The following is an 18,356-nucleotide window of genomic DNA, read 5'->3' as shown; positions in this document are numbered from 1 at the left end:
GTATAATTATTCCAAGCACCATTAGCGAAAGGTCACTCGTCATGTTCCGCTATGCCCTGCCCCTCGCCGTGCCAGTCACCCTGGTTTTTTTATTGTCTGCGTGTGGTCATGACGAGCCGGTGCCCGTCGCCGTGCGCCCGGCCATGGTGGTCAAGCCCGAGCCGTCGGCCCAGGCGATGGACAGTTACCCTGGCGAAGTGCGGGCGCGTTTCGAGCCCGACCTGGCCTTTCGCATTGGCGGCAAGGTGAGCCGACGTCTGGTGGAAGAGGGGCAGCGGGTCAAGGCCAATCAACCGTTGGCCGAGCTCGATCCCGAAGACGTGCGCCTGCAACTGGAAGCGACCCGTGCCCAGGTCGCCGCCGCCGAGGCCAACCTGAACCTGGTCCGCGCCGAGCGTGACCGCTACAAAACCTTGATGGAGCGGCAGATGGTCAGCCGCTCCCAGTACGACAACGCCGAAAACCTTTATCGCTCCGGCACCGCGCGGCTCAAGCAGATCAAGGCCGAGTTCGATGTCGCCAACAACCAGGCCAGCTATTCGGTGCTGCGTGCGCCCCAGGATGGCGTGGTGGCCAGGCGTTCGGTGGAAGTCGGGCAGGTGGTCTCGGCCGGGCAAACCGTCTTCACCCTGGCCACCGACGGTGAACGTGAGGTGCTGATCAGTCTGCCGGAACAGGGGTTTGGCCGGTTCAAGATCGGCCAGCCGGTCTCGGTCGAACTGTGGAGCCAGCCCGACCAGCGTTTCAGCGGGCATATTCGCGAACTGTCACCCGCTGCCGACCCCAGGTCCCGTACCTTCGCCGCCCGCGTGGCCTTCACCTCCGGCAGCGTTCCGGCCGAGCTTGGCCAAAGCGCGCGGGTGTTTATCCAGACCGCCGACAAGGTGCCGCTGTCGGTGCCCTTGTCGGCCCTGACGGCTGAGAACGGCGCGACGTATGTCTGGGTGGTCAACGCCAACAACACCTTGAAAAAAGTCCCGGTGCGGGTTGGCGCCTTCGGCGAAAAGACGGTGCCGGTGCTGGAAGGCCTCAGCCCCGATGACTGGGTGGTGGCTGCCGGCGTGCATGTGCTCCTCGACGGCCAGCAGGTGCGACCGGTGGATCGCTCCAACCGCGTGGTCAACCTGACGGCCAAGGAGTAATCCGCGATGGGTTTCAATCTTTCCGAATGGGCACTGCGTAACCGCCAGATCGTACTGTTCCTGATGTTGTTGCTGGCCATCGTCGGCGCGCTTTCCTACACCAAGCTTGGACAGAGCGAAGACCCGCCGTTCACCTTCAAGGCCATGGTGATTCGCACCAACTGGCCAGGCGCCACGGCCGAGGAAGTTTCGCGACAAGTCACCGAGCGCATCGAAAAGAAACTGATGGAAACCGGTGACTACGAAAGGATCGTCTCGTTCTCCCGGCCGGGGGAATCCCAAGTGACCTTCATGGCCCGCGACTCCCTGCATTCGGCGCAGATCCCCGAGCTGTGGTACCAGTTGCGCAAGAAGGTCGGCGATATCCGCCACACCTTGCCGCCGGGTATCCAGGGGCCGTTCTTCAACGATGAGTTCGGGACCACCTTCGGCAATATCTACGCACTGACGGGCGACGGCTTCGACTATGCCGTGCTCAAGGATTACGCCGATCGCATCCAGCTCCAGCTACAGCGGGTCAAGGACGTGGGCAAGGTCGAGCTGATCGGCTTGCAGGACGAAAAGATCTGGATCGAATTGTCGAACGTGAAGCTGGCGACCCTCGGCCTGCCCTTGGCTGCGGTCCAGCAGGCGCTTGAGGCGCAGAATACGGTTTCCACTGCGGGCTTCTTCGAAACTGACAGCGAGCGCTTGCAGCTACGGGTTTCGGGGAATTTCCAGACGGTGGAAGAGATCCGCAACTTCCCGATCCGGGTCGGCGATCGTACGTTCCGCATCAGCGACCTGGCGGACGTGCGCCGTGGTTTCAACGACCCGCCAGCGCCACGCATGCGCTTCATGGGCGAGGACGCCATCGGCCTGGCCGTGGCGATGAAGGAAGGCGGGGATATCCTGATTCTGGGCAAGGCCCTTGAAGCCGACTTTGCCCGTATCCAGAACACCCTGCCGGCGGGCATGCAGTTACGCAAGGTTTCGGACCAGCCGGCGGCGGTGAAGACCGGCGTCGGAGAGTTCGTCCAAGTGCTGGTGGAAGCGCTGACGATTGTATTGTTGGTGAGCTTCTTCTCCTTGGGGTTGCGCACCGGGATGGTGGTGGCACTGGCGATCCCGCTGGTGCTGGCGATGACGTTCGCCGCCATGTACTACCTGGGGATCGGCCTGCACAAGATTTCCCTCGGCGCGCTGGTATTGGCCCTGGGGCTGCTGGTGGACGACGCGATCATTGCGGTGGAGATGATGGCGATCAAGATGGAGCAGGGCTTCGACCGGATCAAGGCCGCCAGCTTCGCCTGGACCAGCACCGCATTCCCGATGCTCACCGGTACGTTGATCACGGCGGCGGGCTTCCTGCCGATCGCCACCGCGCAATCGGGCACTGGCGAATACACCCGTTCGATTTTCCAGGTGGTAACCCTGGCGTTGCTGGCGTCCTGGGTGGCCGCCGTGGTGTTTGTGCCGTACCTGGGGGAAAGGCTCCTGCCAGACCTGGCGAAAATTCATGCGGCCAAACATGGCACGACTGACGGCCAGACCGACCCTTATGGCACGCCGTTCTATCAGCGTGTCCGGCGGATGGTGGAATGGTGCGTGCGTCGGCGCAAAACCGTCATCCTGCTGACCGTGCTGTTGTTCGTCGGCTCGGTGGTGTTGTTCCGGTTCGTGCCGCAGCAGTTTTTCCCGGCATCGGGGCGGCTGGAGCTGATGGTCGACTTGAAGCTGCAGGAAGGCGCCTCCCTGAGCAATACCGCCGAACAGGTCAAGCGCCTGGAAGCGCTGCTCAAGGACCATGCCGGCATCGACAACTACGTGGCCTACGTCGGCACCGGTTCACCGCGTTTCTATCTACCGCTGGATCAACAACTGCCGGCTTCCAGCTTTGCCCAGTTCGTGGTGCTGGCCAAGACTATCGAAGACCGCGAGCCTTTGCGCAGTTGGTTGATCGCGACCCTGAACGAGCAATTCCCGACCCTGCGCTCGCGGGTCACGCGCCTGGAAAACGGCCCGCCGGTCGGCTATCCGGTGCAGTTCCGCGTCACGGGCGAGCACATCGAAGAAGTCCGGGCCCTGGCGCGGAAAGTGGCGACGAAAGTTCGCGAAAACCCCTACGTGGTCAATGTGCACCTGGATTGGGAAGAGCCGAGCAAGGTGGTTTACCTGAACGTCGACCAGGACCGCGCCCGGGCCCTGGGCGTCAGCACCACCGATCTGGCGAGTTTCCTGCGCAGCTCCCTTACCGGCTCCAGCGTCAGCCAGTATCGGGAAGACAACGAACTGATCGAAATCCTGCTGCGCGGTACGGTGCATGAACGCACCGAGCTGTCGTTGCTGTCGAGCCTGGCGGTGCCAACCGACAACGGCAAGAGCGTGGCCCTGTCGCAGATCGCGACCCTGGAATACGGCTTCGAAGAGGGTGTGATCTGGCACCGCAATCGCTTGCCGAGCGTGACCGTGCGGGCCGATATCTATGGCAAGGAGCAACCGGCGACCCTGGTCCAGCAGATCTTCCCGACCCTGGAGCCGATTCGTGCCGAACTGCCGGATGGTTACCTGTTGGAGGTGGGCGGTACGGTGGAGGATTCGGCCCGTGGCCAGAAATCGGTGAATGCCGGTGTACCGTTGTTCATCGTGGTGGTGCTGACGTTGCTGATGCTGCAACTGCGCAGTTTTTCCCGCACGGCCATGGTGTTTCTCACCGCTCCCCTGGGGTTGATCGGCGTCACGCTGTTCCTGTTGGTGTTCCGCCAGCCGTTCGGCTTCGTCGCCATGCTCGGCACTATCGCGCTGTCGGGGATGATCATGCGCAACTCGGTGATCCTGGTGGACCAGATCGAACAGGACATCAAGGCTGGCCTGACGCCCTGGCAGGCGATCATCGAAGCCACGGTGCGCCGCTTCCGCCCGATTGTGCTCACCGCACTGGCTGCGGTGCTGGCGATGATCCCACTGTCACGCAGCCTGTTCTTCGGGCCCATGGCGGTGGCGATCATGGGCGGCTTGATCGTGGCCACGGCGTTGACGCTGTTGTTCCTGCCGGCGTTGTATGCGGCGTGGTTCAGGGTCAAGAAAACCTGAACCGATCCAGCGACCAGCGCAGATCCAATGTGGGAGCGAGCTTGCTCGCGATAGCGGTGCAACAGCCAACAAAGATGTTGAAGCTGATACCGTCATCGCGAGCAAGCTCGCTCCCACAGTTGGTTCGGGTTGGGGCTCAGAGGGTGCCGAAGACTTTCTTCGCCAAACTGGTCGCCGCAGCCGCCGGGTTCTGGCGAATGGTGGCTTCCTGCTTGCCGATCATCTCGAACAACCCATCCAGCGCCTGTTCGGTCACGTAGTTCTCGATGTTGGCGCTCTTGGCATCCAGCACGCCGAGCGTCGCGGCCTGGCCGGCGAAGGCATTGTATTTCTGGGCCAGGCCGACCTTGTCGGTGGCTTGCTTGACGATGGGCAGGAACTTGGCGCGGATCTGCTCGCGGCTGCTCTTGTTCAGGTATTGCGTGGCCGAGTCGTTGCCGCCGCTCAAGATGCCCTTGGCATCACTCACGCTCATGTTCTTCACGGCATTGACCAGGATCGGCTGGGCCTGGACCACGGCGGCCTCGGCAGCCTGGTTCATGCTGGTTTCCAATTGATCGACCTGTTCACCCATGCCGAAGGCCTTCATCTTGCTGGCGACTTTGCCCAGCTTGCCTGGCAGTTCGATTTTCACATCCGGGTTGTTGCTGAAGCCGCCGGGTGTACCCAGCTGCTTGACCGCCACCTGTGCACCTTGGGTCAAGGCGTCCTTGAGGCCGCCCGTGGCATCTTGTTGCGACAGGTCGCCCAGAGACAGGGCCATGGCATTGGCGCAGATCAACAGGCCCGCGCACAGGCCGGTGAAACGGAGGGTAGAGCGGAGCATGATGGCGTCCTTGAAAAAAGTTGGAAAAAGCAATCAGCGTGCGGCGTTGACGCGGATCTTCAACGGCTGCGGATCCTTGCCATCGAGTTGTACGGCGTGTTGTTCGGTGGTGATGAACATCAACTGGCCGTCCACTTCGATGCGGGCGCTCACGGCATAACGATGGCCGGGCTTGACCTGGGCGGGATCATAACTGAGGTGGAACGGCAGCGGGACCTGGCCTTTGATCGGGCCGCTCTGTTCATCGAGCACCACCGCAGGAGCGTCGGCCAGGGAAACGTCCTGCAGGCTCACGCTCAAGGTGGCGTTGGGCGGCAGGGCGATGCGTTGCAGATAGAAGACTTCGCCGTCGAGGGACGCAGGGGGTGGCGTTGTCGATTGGCAAGCGGCCAGCAAGGCCATGGAGGCAAGCAGAGCGAGTTTTTTCATGGGGCAAGCACCTGGCTCGTTGACGCCGGCCACACATGGGCGTCAACGAGCATTTAACGGATTTGCGTCCAAGCATCCCTGCGTAATGTCGCGGCTCAGGAACCGACCGCAGGCGCTTGAACAGTTTCAGCCAGCGATGCTGGCGCCAGGCTCAGGGGGATGTCAACGTGTTGATCGCCGCCATCCCAGGTGAAGGCCTGTTCGGTATCAAGGAGAAGAGCGGTACCACCTTGGTACATCTGCACCTTTACCGAGAGCTTCTCGCCGACGGACGCCCTCTCGGAATTGATCTGGAAGCGATATTGCCAAGGCTGCTGGAGCGGCTCCCTTGGCGCCATGTTGGAGCCCTGGCCGCCGCTGGTGCTGATCTGCACACCGGCGGCATTTCGAACGCTGATTTCGGCACGGCCGGCTTCCGGGAGTTGATAGCCTTCGGGCAAACGCAGGGTGAGGGTGATGATGTTCATGTTGAATTCCTTTTCAATACGTCGACATTGACGTGGGCTCATCCTAGAGGCCTGCTCCAAAGTTCTCTGTAGGTCTTTTCTTCGTTTGACGTCGCCTTGGCCGCTGCGCAGCGTCGGAGTACGCCTGTCGACTGACCGATCCACTCACCAGAACCGTTCCATGTCCGGGGTGAGTGATCGGTCAATGTCAAAGGTCTGGACTGACGGCGATCTCCGCCGCATCTTCACTGCGATGCAACGCCACCTGGCGAATCGACAGGCGAATCTCCGCCGGCAGCACCCGCTTGGCCGCGCCTTCGGCCAGTTCGCCCAGCAATTGGTGGTAGCTGAGCTTGCCGGCCTCGTCGCGGCGCAGTACATCCAGGTCCAGCATCGTCTGGATGAAGTGGCGGAACAGGCTCTTGTCGAAGAATTCCGGTGCGTTCAGGCCATGGAGGATCGACAGGCGCTGGGCCATGACGGTGCAGAGGTCTTCCAGTTCTTCGGCGCTGACGCTGTTCTGACCGCTGTTGAGCAGCAGCGAGACGGTCATGTAGAAGCGCTGCAAGGTCTGGGCAATGCTTTTGGACAGCAGGGTCAGCAGCACGAAGTGCCGTGAACTCGGCGCCGGACGCAGGTACAGGTCGTTTTCGAAACGCAGCAGGCCCTGTTCGACAAACGCGTCGAGCCATTGGTCGACCACACCGTCCAGCTCTTCCAGCGACCAGCGAATGAACAACTCCGATTGCAGGTACGGGTACAGCGCATGGGTGTAGCGCAGGATCTGTTCGCGGTTCATGCGCGAGCTGCTCTGGAAGAAGCTCGCCAGCAACGCCGGCAGGGCGAAGATGTGCAGTACGTTGTTGCGGTAGTAGGTCATCAGTACCGCGTTCTGCTCGTCCAGGTACAGAATCTTGCCCAGGGCGTCGCTCTGTTCCGACAGCAGGTCCATGCCCTTCACGTGTTCGATCAGCGCTTGGCCATCGCCTTCGGGCAGGGTGGTGTGGGGGGAGTACGGGACTTTGCGCAGCAACGCCAGGTACAGGTCGAGTACCCGCGCCATGGCGCGGTCGTCCAGGGCCAGGCGGCTGGTGGACAACAGTGCCAGGGCGACAAGGTTGACCGGGTTGATGGCCGCGGCCTCGTTCAGGTGCCGGGCCACGCGCTCGCCGAGGCGATGGGTGGTTGCATTGAGCCAGGCCGGTTTGAATTGCGGGCCCAGTTCCTGTTGGCGCCAACCGGGTTGTTCGCCGTCGAGGAATTCCGCCAGCTTGATCGGTTCGCCGAAGTTCACCGCCACCTGGCCGAAGCGCTGCTTGAGGGCGCCGATGACTTTGAAGATGTCGAAGATCGATTCTTTCTTCTTGCTGGCCCCGCGCAGTTCGCCCAGGTAGGTGCGGCCTTCCAACACCCGCTCATAACCGATGTAGACCGGCACGAACACGATGGGCATGCGCGAGGAGCGCAGGAAGCTGCGCAGGGTGATGGCGAGCATGCCGGTCTTGGGTTGCAGCATGCGCCCGGTGCGCGAGCGCCCGCCCTCGACGAAATACTCCACCGGAAAGCCTTTGGTGAACAGGGTGTGCAGGTATTCGTTGAACACCGCGGTGTAGAGCGGGTTGCCCTTGAACGTGCGGCGCATGAAGAACGCCCCGCCTCGGCGCAACAGGCCGCCGATCACCGGCATGTTGAGGTTGATGCCGGCGGCGATGTGCGGTGGCGTCAGGCCGTTGCGAAACAGCAGGTACGACAGCAGCAGGTAGTCGATGTGGCTGCGATGGCACGGTACATAGATGACTTCGTGGCCCTGGGCGACGTTCTGCACGCCTTCGATGTGGTTGACCTTGATGCCGTCGTAGATCTTGTTCCAGAACCAGCTCAGCACCACTTCCAGGAAGCGGATCGCGGTGTAGGTGTAGTCCGAAGCGATCTCGTTGCCGTAGCGCAGGGCCTGGGCCTTGGCTTTTTCCGGGGAGATCTTTTCCCGCTCGGCTTCCTCGGCGATCGCCTGCTTGACCAGCGGCTGGTTCAACAGACCCTTGACCAGGTTGCGGCGGTGGGAGATGTCGGGGCCGATGACCGCCGCTTTCAAGTTGCGGAAGTGCACCCGCAGGATCCGCTGGGCCATGCGCACGGTGCGCTCGTGGCCTTTGCCGTGTTCGATCAGTTCGCGCAGGTGGATCGGTGCGGAGAATTGCACGCGGGTCTTGCGCCCCAGGATCATGATGCTCAACAGGCGACGCAAGCGCCCGGTGACGGCCCAGCTGTCGGCGAACAACAGTTTCCAGGGGCTGGACTCGCTGTCGGGCGACTGGCCCCAGAACACGCTGACCGGGATGATCTGGGCGTCTTCGGCGGCATTGTGGGTCAGGGCGTCGACCAATCGGGTCAGGGTGGGGGGCGCGCCACGTTTGTCCTGGCGGCCGAGCCAGTCCGGCGCGGGGGTCAGGTAGAAAAACGCCGCCGGCTCCAGCAGGTTACCCACCGAGACCGGCAGCACCGGACGGGGCAGGCCGGCCTTGGTGCATTCGGTGTCGAGCACCGCCAGGTCGGTGAGCGAAGGGTCTTGCAGGACGTAGAACACCGGACGACTGCGGTCGAGGTTGAGGGTAAAGGACGACTGGTTGATGGTCTCGGAGCGAACCCAGAGGTACAACAGTCGGCGCAGGGTGCCAAACACAAGACGGCGGAACGGGGAGCGGGTCATACGGCTTCTGCATGAGTGGATAAAACCGAGCGGCTGCTCGGGCCCGCTAGTGTGCCGGATTCATCGAAAATCGGCAAAAAAGCGCCGAAGTAAAGTCAGTTGAGAGTTTTTTCGGGTGTCATATACTCGGCAGTTACCGCCCCGGCCTCCCATGGACGGCCAGACAGTGGTGAAAGTTCGTACGGCTTTCCATCGAAAAGTCGACTTATAAGATAAAAATGGGAGTGAGCATCATGGCAGCACGGGAAACCGGCAGTGTGAAGTGGTTCAACGACGCCAAGGGTTACGGCTTCATCCAACGTGAAGGCGGGGCGGATGTGTTCGTGCATTACCGCGCCATCCGCGGTGAAGGCCACCGTTCCCTGACCGAAGGCCAGCAGGTCGAGTACGCGGTCGTGGAGGGGCAGAAGGGCCTGCAGGCTGAGGATGTGGTGGGGTTGTAAGCTGGCTACACAAAACCCCTTGTGGAGCGAGCTTGCTCGCGATAGCGGTGTGTCAGTCACTTCTAATCTGGCTGATCTACCGCTATCGCGAGCAAGCTCGCTCCCACAGTTTTGAATGGGGTGTTCACATATTTCGTGCCCGCCATACATCCCCTGTGGGAGCGAGCTTGCTCGCGATGACGGCGGTACATTCTACATCATCGTTTCAGGCAGACCGTCATTGCGGGTTAGCTCGCTCCCACATTGGCTTTTCGCCTCAGGCCGTCTTCCAGGTAATCTCTTCTTCCCCGTCGGCGCTGATGCGAATCCAGCGGTCCGCCGATTCTTCCCCTTCTTCCTCCACCCATGACCCAGGCGCGCAACGCACTTCGACGTTCAGTGCGGCGAAGGCGGCGCGGGCGCAGGCGATGTCGTCTTCCCACGGGGTCTGGTCGCTTTCCAGGTACAGGCTGTTCCATTTGCCCACGGCCTTGGGCAGCCAGGTCACTGGAATGCTGCCGGCCTTGCACTTGTAGGTCTGGCCTTTCTGGACCCAGTCGCTGCACGGGCCCAGGGCCTGGCCGAGCCAGGCGGCGATGGCCTTGTGGTCGACGTCGGCGTCCTTGAGGTAAATCTCGATATCGGGTTGGCGCATGGATGTCCTCGCTGCGGTCTTGAAAAATCCATTCGCGGATTTAACGGGCCCCGGGCGGTTGCCCGGGACCGGAATCAAAAGGTTATTGAAGAACGAAATAATCGTAGCGCATCGACACCGTGACCTCGAATGGCTCGGCCTGCTCGATCACGCTGGCGCGGCGTTCGGCGCTGGCGCGCCAACCATGGGGCGTCATGGCCAGCAGGTTGGCGCGATCCTGGCCATTGTCGAGGGTCAGCTTGAATTCGAGGGTTTCGCTGTGATCCAGCGCCATGCCCGAGGGCACCAGGGCCAGGTGCTTGTCGTCGGTGTAGGCGCGCACTTCGTCGTACAGGCGCTCGCGCAACTCCATCAGGTGGCCGGCGGTAGGGCCGACCTTCATCAGGCCGCCGCCAGGACTGAGCAGGCGCTTGGCCTCTTGCCAGTCCAGCGGGCTGAACACGCTGGCCAGGAACTGGCAGCAACCGTCCGCCAACGGCACCCGGGCCATGCTGGCGATCAACCAGGTCAGTTGCGGGTTGCGTTTGCAGGCGCGCTTGACCGCCTCGCGGGAAATGTCCAGGGCATAGCCGTCGGCATGGGGCAACGCCTCGGCGATCTGCGCGGTGTAGTAACCCTCGCCGCAGCCGATGTCCAGCCAGCGCCCGGGCGCGCGCTCGGCGGCCAGTTCCGCCAGGCGCCGGGCGACCGGGGCGTAGTGCCCGGCGTTGAGAAAGTCGCGGCGGGCTTCGACCATCGCCTGGTTGTCACCGGGGTCGCGGCTGTTTTTGTGCTGCACCGGCAGCAGGTTCAGGTAACCCTGCCGCGCGCGGTCGAAGCGGTGGCCGGCCGGGCACGCCACGCCATTGTCCACCGCGTTCAGCGGTTCACTGCAGATCGGGCAGGCGAGCATCAGGCGAGCAACTTGATCAGCGTCTTGTAGTAGATCTCGGTCAGCACGTCGAGATCGGTAGCCAGCACGCGCTCGTTGACCTGGTGGATGGTCGCGTTGACCGGCCCGAGTTCCACCACTTGCGTGCCCATGGTGGCGATGAAGCGACCGTCGGACGTGCCGCCGCTGGTGGACGCCTGGGTCTCGCGCCCGGTGACATCCCGGATGCTCGACGACACCGCATCGAGCAGCGCGCCCGGTTCGGTGAGGAACGGCAGGCCGGACAAGGCCCAGTCGATGTGCCAGTCCAGTTGATGCTTGTCGAGGATGTCGGCGACGCGCTGTTGCAGGCCTTCGACGGTGGACTCGGTGGAAAAGCGGAAATTGAAGACCGCTTCCAGGTCTCCGGGGATCACGTTGGTCGCGCCGGTGCCGGAATTGAGGTTGGAGATCTGGAAACTGGTCGGCGGGAAGAAGTCGTTGCCGTGGTCCCAGTGCTCGGCGGCCAATTCGGCCAAGGCGGGCGCGGCCAGGTGGATCGGATTCTTCGCCAGGTGTGGATAAGCCACGTGGCCTTGCTTGCCGCGCACGGTCAGTTTTGCGCCGAGGGAGCCGCGGCGGCCGTTCTTGACCACATCGCCCACCAAGGTGGTGCTCGACGGCTCGCCGACGATGCACCAGTCCAGTCGTTCCTGGCGGGCCTTGAGCCGTTCGACCACAGCTTTGGTGCCGTGGTGGGCCGGGCCTTCTTCATCGCTGGTGATCAGGAAGGTCAGCGAACCCTTGTGGTCCGGGTAGTCGGCGACGAACCGTTCGGCCGCCACGACCATCGCCGCCAGGCTGCCTTTCATGTCCGCCGCGCCACGGCCGCAGAGCATGCCCTGTTCGTCGATGACCGCATCGAACGGGTCGAGCTGCCAGGCCTTTACCGGACCGGTCGGCACCACATCGGTGTGCCCGGCGAAACACAGCACCGGACCGTCATGCTTGCCATGGCTGGCCCAGAAGTTATCCACATCCTCGATGCGCATCGGCTCGAGCGTGAAGCCCGCGTTGCCCAGGCGCTGCATCATCAGTTTCTGGCAATCGGCATCCACCGGCGTCACGGACGGACGGCGGATCAGGTCGCAGGCGAGTTGCAGGGTCGGCGAGAGGTCGGCGTGGGCCGTCATGAAAACTCCGGGAATATAGTGTGAACACAAGGCTTGTGCAGGCGCGGGCTGGCTCGCGCAAAATGGCGGTTATCTTATAGCAAAACGACCACCATTGGCCCAAGTATGCCGACGGTGTGTGACACAGAACCTGTGGGAGCGAGCTTGCTCGCGATAGCGGTGGATCAGTCGATACTCTATTGACTGGACTGACGCCATCGCGAGCAAGCTCGCTCCCACAAGGGAAATGGTGAGATTCATTTTGCGACCCGCTCGAATTGCCACGGCAAAGCCCTATAATGCGCGCCGGTTTTTGGGGTAATGGTCATGAGTACAGAAGATCCACGGTTTGCCGGCATCGCCCGTTTGTATGGCATTGAGGGCCTGGAACACCTGCGGGCGGCCCATGTGGCGATCGTCGGCGTCGGTGGTGTCGGTTCCTGGGCGGCGGAAGCCATCGCCCGTTGCGGCGTGGGCGAGATTTCGCTGTTCGACCTGGACGATGTCTGTGTCAGCAACGCCAACCGCCAGTTGCACGCCCTGGACAGCACCGTCGGCAAGCCCAAGGTCGACGTGATGGCCGAGCGGCTGCGGGGGATCAACCCCGACTGCACGGTGCACGCGGTGGCGGACTTCGTCACCCGCGACACCATGGCCGAATACATCACGCCGTACATCGACTGCGTGATCGACTGCATCGACAGCGTCAACGCCAAGGCTGCGCTGATCGCCTGGTGCAAGCGCCGCAAGATCCAGATCATCACCACCGGCGGCGCGGGCGGGCAGATCGACCCGACGCTGATCCAGGTCTGCGACCTCAACCGTACGTTCAACGATCCCCTGGCCTCCAAGGTGCGCTCCACCTTGCGCCGCGACTACGGTTTTTCCCGCACCGTGACCCGCCACTACAGCGTGCCCTGCGTGTTCTCCACCGAACAACTGCGCTACCCGAAGCCGGACGGCAGCATTTGCCTGCAGAAGAGTTTTGTCGGCGACGGCGTCAAGCTCGACTGCGCCGGTGGGTTTGGTGCGGTGATGATGGTCACGGCGACGTTTGGCATGGTCGCGGCGACCAAGGCTGTGGATAAGATTGTGGCGGGTGTGCGGCGACCGGCGGACAGGGTCAAGCCTCAGGTTTGAGGGGGGGCTGATGGCCTCATCGCGAGCAAGCTCGCTCCCACATGGGGTCGGGCTGAATGCAGTATTTGCGTACACCAAATCCCCTGTGGGAGCGAGCTTGCTCGCGATGGCGGTTACTGAGTCAACTCAAACATCCGCTTCAACACCGCATTCAAGCCATTGCTGCGCGACGGCGACAGCTGCCGCGACAATCCCAGTTGGTTGAACCAATCCGGCAGATCCACCTGCTGCAACTCGTCAGCGGACAACCCGTTGACCCGCGCCAGCAGCAACGCCACCAACCCACGGATCAACCGCGCATCGCTGCTGGCACAAAACTGCCAGTGCCCGTCGTGCAAGCGACCCACCAGCCACACCTGGCTCTCACAGCCGTGGACAAGGTTGGCCTCGCATTTGTCCTCATCGCTCAGGGGCGGCAGACGTTCGCCCCATTGCATCAGCAATCGGGCCCGTTGCTCCCATCCTGACGCGTCCCGGAAGATCTGCAGCGCCGTGGCGGCATCGGCTGGCAGGTTCATCGCAACATCTCCAAGGCTTGGTCGAGGGCTTCGAAGAACCGTTCGATGTCGGCGGAATCGTTGTACAACGCCAACGACACGCGGATCGCCCCGGACAGCTTCAAATGCTTGAACAGCGGCATCGCGCAGTGATGCCCGGCGCGCACGGCAATGCCTTGCTCGGTCAGCAGGTGCGCCAGATCGGCGTTGTGGATGCCTTCGACCACGAAACTGACCAGGGCCAGGCGTGGGTTGCCCAGCAGGCGAATGCCGTTGCGGGCCTGCAGGCCATGGAGCAGGTAGTCATGCAGCGCCGTCTCATGGTCGATGAGCGCTTGCGGATCTAGGGCGGACAGGTAGTCCAGGGTCGCGCCCAAGCCGATCACGCTGGCAATCGGCGGCGTACCGGCTTCGAAGCCCAGCGGCGCCGGACGGAAGGTGGCGCTGTGGTAATCGGCCTGTTGCACCATTTCGCCGCCGAACTGCCAATGGCGCAGCTTGCCGAGGGCTTCGGTACGGCCGAACAGCACGCCCAGCCCGTCGGGGCCATAGAGTTTGTGGCTGGAAAACACGTAAAAGTCGCAGCCCAGCGCTTCCACGTCGTGGCGGCCATGGACCACGCCCTGGGCGCCGTCGATCACTGTCAGCGCGCCTTGGGCCTTGGCCAGTGCCAGCAGCGCCGGCACGGGCTGCCAGGCCCCCAGCACGTTGGATAACTGGCTCACCGCCAGCAAGCGCGTACGGGGGCCGATCAGTTCGGCGGCGGCGCCAGGATCGATCACGCCGTCGGCATCCAGTGGCAACACCACCAGGGTCAACGAACGGCGCTCGGCCAGTTGCTGCCACGGCAGCAGGTTGGCGTGATGTTCCAGAGCGCTGATGACGATCTCATCGCCCGGGTTGAATAGATGTTCCAGCCCGTAGGCCAGCAGATTCAGCGCCGAAGTGGCGCCGTGGGTGAAGACCACTTGCCCGCAGTTTCCGGCATTGAGCCATTGCGAAGCCTTGAGGCGGCTGTCCTCGAATGCCTGGGTGGCATGGGCGCCCGGCAAATGTTGCGCACGGTGCACGTTGGCCGCGCCATTGGCGTAGTAATGCGTCAGGGCGTCCAACAGGGCCTGGGGTTTTTGTGTGGTGGCGGCGCTGTCCAGGTAGGTCTGGCCTTGCCGTTGCAGGGCGGCGATGGCCGGGAAATCGGCACGCCAAGGGGATTGGATCAACATGCTTTCGGGCCCTGCTGGAGTTACGCCGGACCTTGGGGGAGCAGGCTTTTTTTGTGGGAGCCGAGCTTGCTCGCGATGAACGATGACACGGTCTTGCAGTTAAACCGTGTCGCTGCCATCGCGAGCAAGCTTGGCTCCCACAAAAGCTCGCCCCCACAGGTGCTGGTGTGAAGCTTAGTTGTGGGCGTGCAGTGCTTCGTTCAGCTCGATGGCCGACTTGTGCGTCTTGCATTCCACCGCGCCGGTCTCGGAATTGCGGCGGAACAACAGGTCGGGCTGGCCGGCCAGGTCGCGGGCCTTGACCACTTTCACCAGTTGGTTGTTTTCGTCCAGCAGGGCGACTTTGGTGCCGGCGGTCACGTACAGGCCCGACTCCACGGTGTTGCGGTCGCCCAACGGAATGCCGATGCCAGCGTTGGCGCCGATCAGGCAGCCTTCGCCGACCTTGATCACGATGTTGCCGCCGCCCGACAGGGTGCCCATGGTCGAGCAACCGCCGCCCAGGTCCGAACCCTTGCCGACGAACACGCCCGCCGAGACACGGCCTTCGATCATGCCCGGGCCTTCGGTGCCGGCGTTGAAGTTGACGAAACCTTCGTGCATGACCGTGGTGCCTTCGCCCACATAGGCACCCAGGCGGATGCGCGCGGCGTCGGCGATGCGCACGCCGGCCGGGACCACGTAGTCGGTCATTTTCGGGAACTTGTCCACAGAGAACACTTCCAGCAGTTCACCACGCAGGCGGGCTTCGAGCTGGTGCTCGGCCAGTTCGGCCAGGTCGATCGCGCCCTGGCTGGTCCAGGCCACGTTCGGCAGCAGAGGGAAAATGCCGGCCAGGTTCAGGCCGTGGGGCTTGACCAAACGATGGGACAGCAGATGCAGCTTGAGGTAGGCCTCAGGGGTGGAGCTCAGTTGGGCATCTTCGGCCAGCAAGGTGGCGACCAAGGGCTTGTGGCTTTCAGCCAGGCGGGTCAACAGGGCCGCTTGTGCGGCATCGACGCTCTTGAGGGCTTCAGCCAGTTGCGAGGCCTGGGCGGTGGTGAAGGTGATGGCCTGGTTGCCTTCGCTGTAGCCAAGGATCGGCGCGATGGCTTTGACGATGTCAGCCGACGGCTTGAGCAGCGGCTGCGCGTAGAACACTTCCAGCCAGGCGCCTTGACGGTTTTGGGTGCCGACACCGAAGGCCAGGCTGAACAGGGTAGTGGACATGAAATTACCTCTACAAAATGGACTGGGCAGGCTTACTTGATCTCTGCCGCATAAATATCTGGCTTGAAGCCAATCAGGGTTCGGTCACCGAGATCGAGCACCGGGCGCTTGATCATCGAGGGTTGGGCGAGCATCAGTTCGATGGCTTTCGTCTGGTCGAGATCGGCTTTGCGTTCGTCGTCGAGTTTGCGAAAGGTCGTACCGGCACGGTTCAACACCACCTGCCAGCCATGCTCGTTGCACCATTGGGTCAGGTGCTCACGGTCGATGCCGGCGGTCTTGTAGTCGTGAAAGTCGTAGCGTACAGCGTGTTCATCGAGCCAGGTGCGCGCCTTTTTCATCGTGTCACAGGCTTTGATGCCGAAAAGGTGCAACGTTTTGCTTGAATCGGTCAAGGAACTGCCCCCTTTGCAGGTGCTGGGAATAAAAGGTGAAGGATTATGCCATGACCTGACGGTTTCGCGACGGCCCAGGTTGTTGTACGCCAAAACCTGTGGGAGCGAGCTTGCTCGCGATGGCGGTCTTACATCCAACATTGATGTCGACTGGCTACACCGCTATCGCGAGCAAGCTCGCTCCCACAAGAGGTGGGGCTGCGACATAGGTGTAACGGCCAAGTTAATCCTAGGCGGTTAATATGGCACTTCAACGGCAAGCTGTTGCCGGATGTGTGTCGCTGCCAGTGGAAAACCGTTATGCAAAGCGCTTATACCGTCCTGATCCTGTTGATGCTGGTAGGCGTGTCGCGCCTGATCGGACGGTTGATCCCGCTGCCGTTGCCCCTGGTACAGATCGGCGCCGGTGCTGTGCTGGCCTGGCCGTCCCTGGGCCTGCACGTGGCCCTCGATCCTGAGTTGTTCCTGTTTCTCTTCCTGCCCCCGCTGCTGTTCTCCGACGGTTGGCGCATGCCCAAGCGCGAGTTGTGGCGCCTGCGCGGACCGATCCTGACGCTGGCGGTGGGGCTGGTGTTGTTCACGGTGGTGGGCGCCGGTTATTTCATTCAATGGCTGCTGCCAAGTATCCCGTTGCCGGTGGCCTTCGCCCTGGCCGCGGTGCTGTCGCCGACCGATGCGGTGGCAGTGTCGGCGATTGCCCGCGACCGTCTGCCCGCGCCGTTGATGCACATGCTTCAGGGCGAGGCGCTGATGAACGATGCATCGGGCCTGGTGACCTTCAAGTTCGCCCTGGCGGCGGCCATCACCGGGGTGTTTTCCCTGGCCAGTGCGAGCCTGACGTTCGTATTGGTGGCGGTGGGTGGCCTGCTGGTCGGCGTGGCCCTGAGTTGGCTGCTGGGCCGACTGCGGGCGTGGATGATTGCCCGGGGTTGGGACGACCCGGCCACCCATGTGGTGTTCATGTTGCTGCTGCCGTTTGCCGCCTATGTGCTGGCTGAGCGCTTGGGTGCCTCGGGCATTCTCTCGGCGGTGGCGGCGGGGATGATGCAGAGCTGGCTCGACCTGCTGCCGCGCCAGACCGGCACGCGGCTGCTCAATCGCAGTGTCTGGTCGCTGTTGGAGTTTGCCTTCAACGGGTTGATCTTCCTGCTGCTGGGCTTGCAACTGCCGGACATCATCAAGGCGGTGACCCGCCTCGAGCCCACGCTCTGGCCGACGCTGTTCTACCGTTGCCTGGATGTGCTGGCGATTTTCCTGGTGCTGCTGGTACTGCGGTTTGTCTGGGTGCAAAGCATCTGGCGCCTGTCCGGGCTGTTGCGACGCTGGCGTGGCCAGGGCGAACTGACGCCGGTGCCGACAGCACGTTCTTGCTGGTTGCTGACTTTCGGTGGCGTGCGCGGCGCGGTGACGCTGGCGGGCGTGCTGTCGGTGCCGATGCTGTTGGACGCGGGTGAGGCGTTTCCCGAGCGGGACCTGCTGATCTTCATTGCCGCCGGGGTGATTCTGTTGTCGCTGATCGCGGCGTGCATCGCCTTGCCGTTGTTGCTGCGGGGCATCGAAAAGAGCCCTGATGACAAACGGCGCAACGAAGTCCGCGAGGCCTGGCGCAAAACCGCTGAAGCGGCGATTCATGCGCTGGAAGTGGAAGAACCGACCGAGGCGGGCAGTACGCCGGATGCGGCCCAGGCGGCGCTGGCGACCGAGGTCAAGGCACGGCTGATGTCCGAGTATCGTCACCAGCTCGACGTGTTCAACGACTCCGCCGAAGCCCAGGCGCTGGCATTCGAGATGGACCTGCTGGAGCGCCGGTTGCGTTTGAAGGCTTTTCGGGCGCAGCGCTTGGAGTTGTATCGACTTAGTCGTCATCACCAGATTGGGGATGATGTGTTGCGTGAGGTGTTGGGGGAGTTGGATTTGGCTGAGGCGAATTTGGGGTTGGGTAAATAGAAGCCATTGCGCAAAGCTAATTGTGGCGAGGGAGCTTGCTCCCGCTGAGGCGCGAAGCGCACCCAAAACCTGACAACCCGGTATGCCAGGTAAATTGAGTTGACCGCTTGGGGCCGCTACGCAGCCCAGCGGGAGCAAGCTCCCTCGCCACAGAGATGGTGGTCTGTCAGACGCACCGAAGTTTCCGACAAGTTTTTAAGGTCGGAAACGAGGGCTCTAGCCTC

At 62.6% G+C, this 18,356-nt stretch carries 16 protein-coding genes; 5 read left to right on the top strand and 11 right to left on the bottom strand.

The genetic code is table 11. From position 1 onward, the window contains the following. Positions 1–41 precede the first annotated feature (41 nt). Together BLQ55_RS10980 and BLQ55_RS10975 are read left to right on the top strand one after the other, a co-directional pair. Positions 42–1,142 carry an efflux RND transporter periplasmic adaptor subunit gene (locus BLQ55_RS10980; protein ID WP_092202235.1) on the top strand — a complete coding sequence of 367 codons (1,101 nt, stop codon included), beginning with the start codon at positions 42–44 and terminating at the stop codon, positions 1,140–1,142. 6 nt (positions 1,143–1,148) lie between these two features. After that, positions 1,149–4,214: an efflux RND transporter permease subunit gene (locus BLQ55_RS10975; protein WP_092202233.1), complete on the top strand. Its 3,066-nt coding sequence runs from the start codon at positions 1,149–1,151 to the stop codon at positions 4,212–4,214. 136 nt (positions 4,215–4,350) lie between these two features. Here BLQ55_RS10975 and BLQ55_RS10970 read toward each other — a convergent pair whose 3' ends face one another. The 4 genes from BLQ55_RS10970 to plsB all read right to left on the bottom strand — a co-directional run bounded on the left by BLQ55_RS10970 (position 4,351) and on the right by plsB (position 8,622). Further along, entirely contained in the window at positions 4,351–5,040 is a 690-nt protein-coding gene (locus BLQ55_RS10970) for a DUF4197 domain-containing protein (RefSeq protein ID WP_092165820.1), read from the bottom strand. Positions 5,041–5,073: 33 nt separating this feature from the next. Continuing rightward, positions 5,074–5,469, bottom strand: coding sequence for a YbaY family lipoprotein (locus BLQ55_RS10965; protein ID WP_092202229.1), 396 nt, complete (start codon positions 5,467–5,469; stop codon positions 5,074–5,076). Between the two features lie 95 nt (positions 5,470–5,564). Then, positions 5,565–5,936 (bottom strand): hypothetical protein, encoded by a 372-nt coding sequence (locus BLQ55_RS10960; protein ID WP_092253810.1) that lies wholly within the window; start codon positions 5,934–5,936, stop codon positions 5,565–5,567. Positions 5,937–6,123: 187 nt separating this feature from the next. Then, positions 6,124–8,622 (bottom strand): glycerol-3-phosphate 1-O-acyltransferase PlsB, encoded by a 2,499-nt coding sequence (plsB, locus tag BLQ55_RS10955; RefSeq protein WP_092253807.1) that lies wholly within the window; start codon positions 8,620–8,622, stop codon positions 6,124–6,126. Between the two features lie 233 nt (positions 8,623–8,855). Here plsB and BLQ55_RS10950 point away from each other — a divergent pair, with 233 nt between their 5' ends. Further along, positions 8,856–9,065 carry a cold shock domain-containing protein gene (locus BLQ55_RS10950; protein WP_003198198.1) on the top strand — a complete coding sequence of 70 codons (210 nt, stop codon included), beginning with the start codon at positions 8,856–8,858 and terminating at the stop codon, positions 9,063–9,065. Between the two features lie 256 nt (positions 9,066–9,321). On the opposite strand, the gene BLQ55_RS10945 is transcribed toward BLQ55_RS10950, so the two are convergent. The 3 genes from BLQ55_RS10945 to dapE all read right to left on the bottom strand — a co-directional run bounded on the left by BLQ55_RS10945 (position 9,322) and on the right by dapE (position 11,742). Continuing rightward, positions 9,322–9,699: a hypothetical protein gene (locus BLQ55_RS10945; protein WP_053182357.1), complete on the bottom strand. Its 378-nt coding sequence runs from the start codon at positions 9,697–9,699 to the stop codon at positions 9,322–9,324. 82 nt (positions 9,700–9,781) lie between these two features. After that, a complete protein-coding gene (locus BLQ55_RS10940) occupies positions 9,782–10,591 on the bottom strand; it encodes a putative RNA methyltransferase (protein WP_092202225.1) in 810 nt (269 codons plus the stop codon). After that, complete coding sequence (gene dapE / locus BLQ55_RS10935; RefSeq protein ID WP_092253805.1) at positions 10,591–11,742, bottom strand: succinyl-diaminopimelate desuccinylase; 1,152 nt, start codon at positions 11,740–11,742, stop codon at positions 10,591–10,593. The genes BLQ55_RS10940 and dapE overlap by 1 nt, the downstream gene beginning before the upstream one ends. 300 nt (positions 11,743–12,042) lie before the next feature. On the opposite strand from dapE, the gene tcdA reads away from it, so the two are divergent. Next, positions 12,043–12,861: a tRNA cyclic N6-threonylcarbamoyladenosine(37) synthase TcdA gene (gene tcdA, locus BLQ55_RS10930; protein ID WP_092253802.1), complete on the top strand. Its 819-nt coding sequence runs from the start codon at positions 12,043–12,045 to the stop codon at positions 12,859–12,861. 113 nt (positions 12,862–12,974) lie between these two features. Here tcdA and BLQ55_RS10925 read toward each other — a convergent pair whose 3' ends face one another. The 4 genes from BLQ55_RS10925 to BLQ55_RS10910 all read right to left on the bottom strand — a co-directional run bounded on the left by BLQ55_RS10925 (position 12,975) and on the right by BLQ55_RS10910 (position 16,185). After that, positions 12,975–13,379: a SufE family protein gene (locus BLQ55_RS10925; RefSeq protein WP_092202218.1), complete on the bottom strand. Its 405-nt coding sequence runs from the start codon at positions 13,377–13,379 to the stop codon at positions 12,975–12,977. Beyond that, positions 13,376–14,581 carry an aminotransferase class V-fold PLP-dependent enzyme gene (locus tag BLQ55_RS10920; RefSeq protein WP_092253799.1) on the bottom strand — a complete coding sequence of 402 codons (1,206 nt, stop codon included), beginning with the start codon at positions 14,579–14,581 and terminating at the stop codon, positions 13,376–13,378. The genes BLQ55_RS10925 and BLQ55_RS10920 overlap by 4 nt, the downstream gene beginning before the upstream one ends. A 174-nt stretch (positions 14,582–14,755) precedes the next feature. Further along, a complete protein-coding gene (gene dapD / locus BLQ55_RS10915) occupies positions 14,756–15,790 on the bottom strand; it encodes a 2,3,4,5-tetrahydropyridine-2,6-dicarboxylate N-succinyltransferase (protein WP_092253796.1) in 1,035 nt (344 codons plus the stop codon). A 32-nt stretch (positions 15,791–15,822) separates the two neighbouring features. Beyond that, positions 15,823–16,185 carry an ArsC family reductase gene (locus tag BLQ55_RS10910; RefSeq protein ID WP_123342552.1) on the bottom strand — a complete coding sequence of 121 codons (363 nt, stop codon included), beginning with the start codon at positions 16,183–16,185 and terminating at the stop codon, positions 15,823–15,825. 300 nt (positions 16,186–16,485) lie between these two features. Here BLQ55_RS10910 and BLQ55_RS10905 point away from each other — a divergent pair, with 300 nt between their 5' ends. Further along, on the top strand, positions 16,486–18,132 hold the full coding sequence (locus BLQ55_RS10905) for a Na+/H+ antiporter (protein ID WP_092253794.1): 1,647 nt from the start codon (positions 16,486–16,488) through the stop codon (positions 18,130–18,132). Positions 18,133–18,356: the final 224 nt, after the last annotated feature.

This window comes from Pseudomonas sp. NFACC13-1 (assembly GCF_900104425.1).
Taxonomy (GTDB): domain Bacteria; phylum Pseudomonadota; class Gammaproteobacteria; order Pseudomonadales; family Pseudomonadaceae; genus Aquipseudomonas; species Aquipseudomonas fluorescens_AA.
The sequence above is the reverse complement of the archived record's forward strand: the minus strand, read 5'-3'. Positions and strand labels throughout refer to the sequence as shown.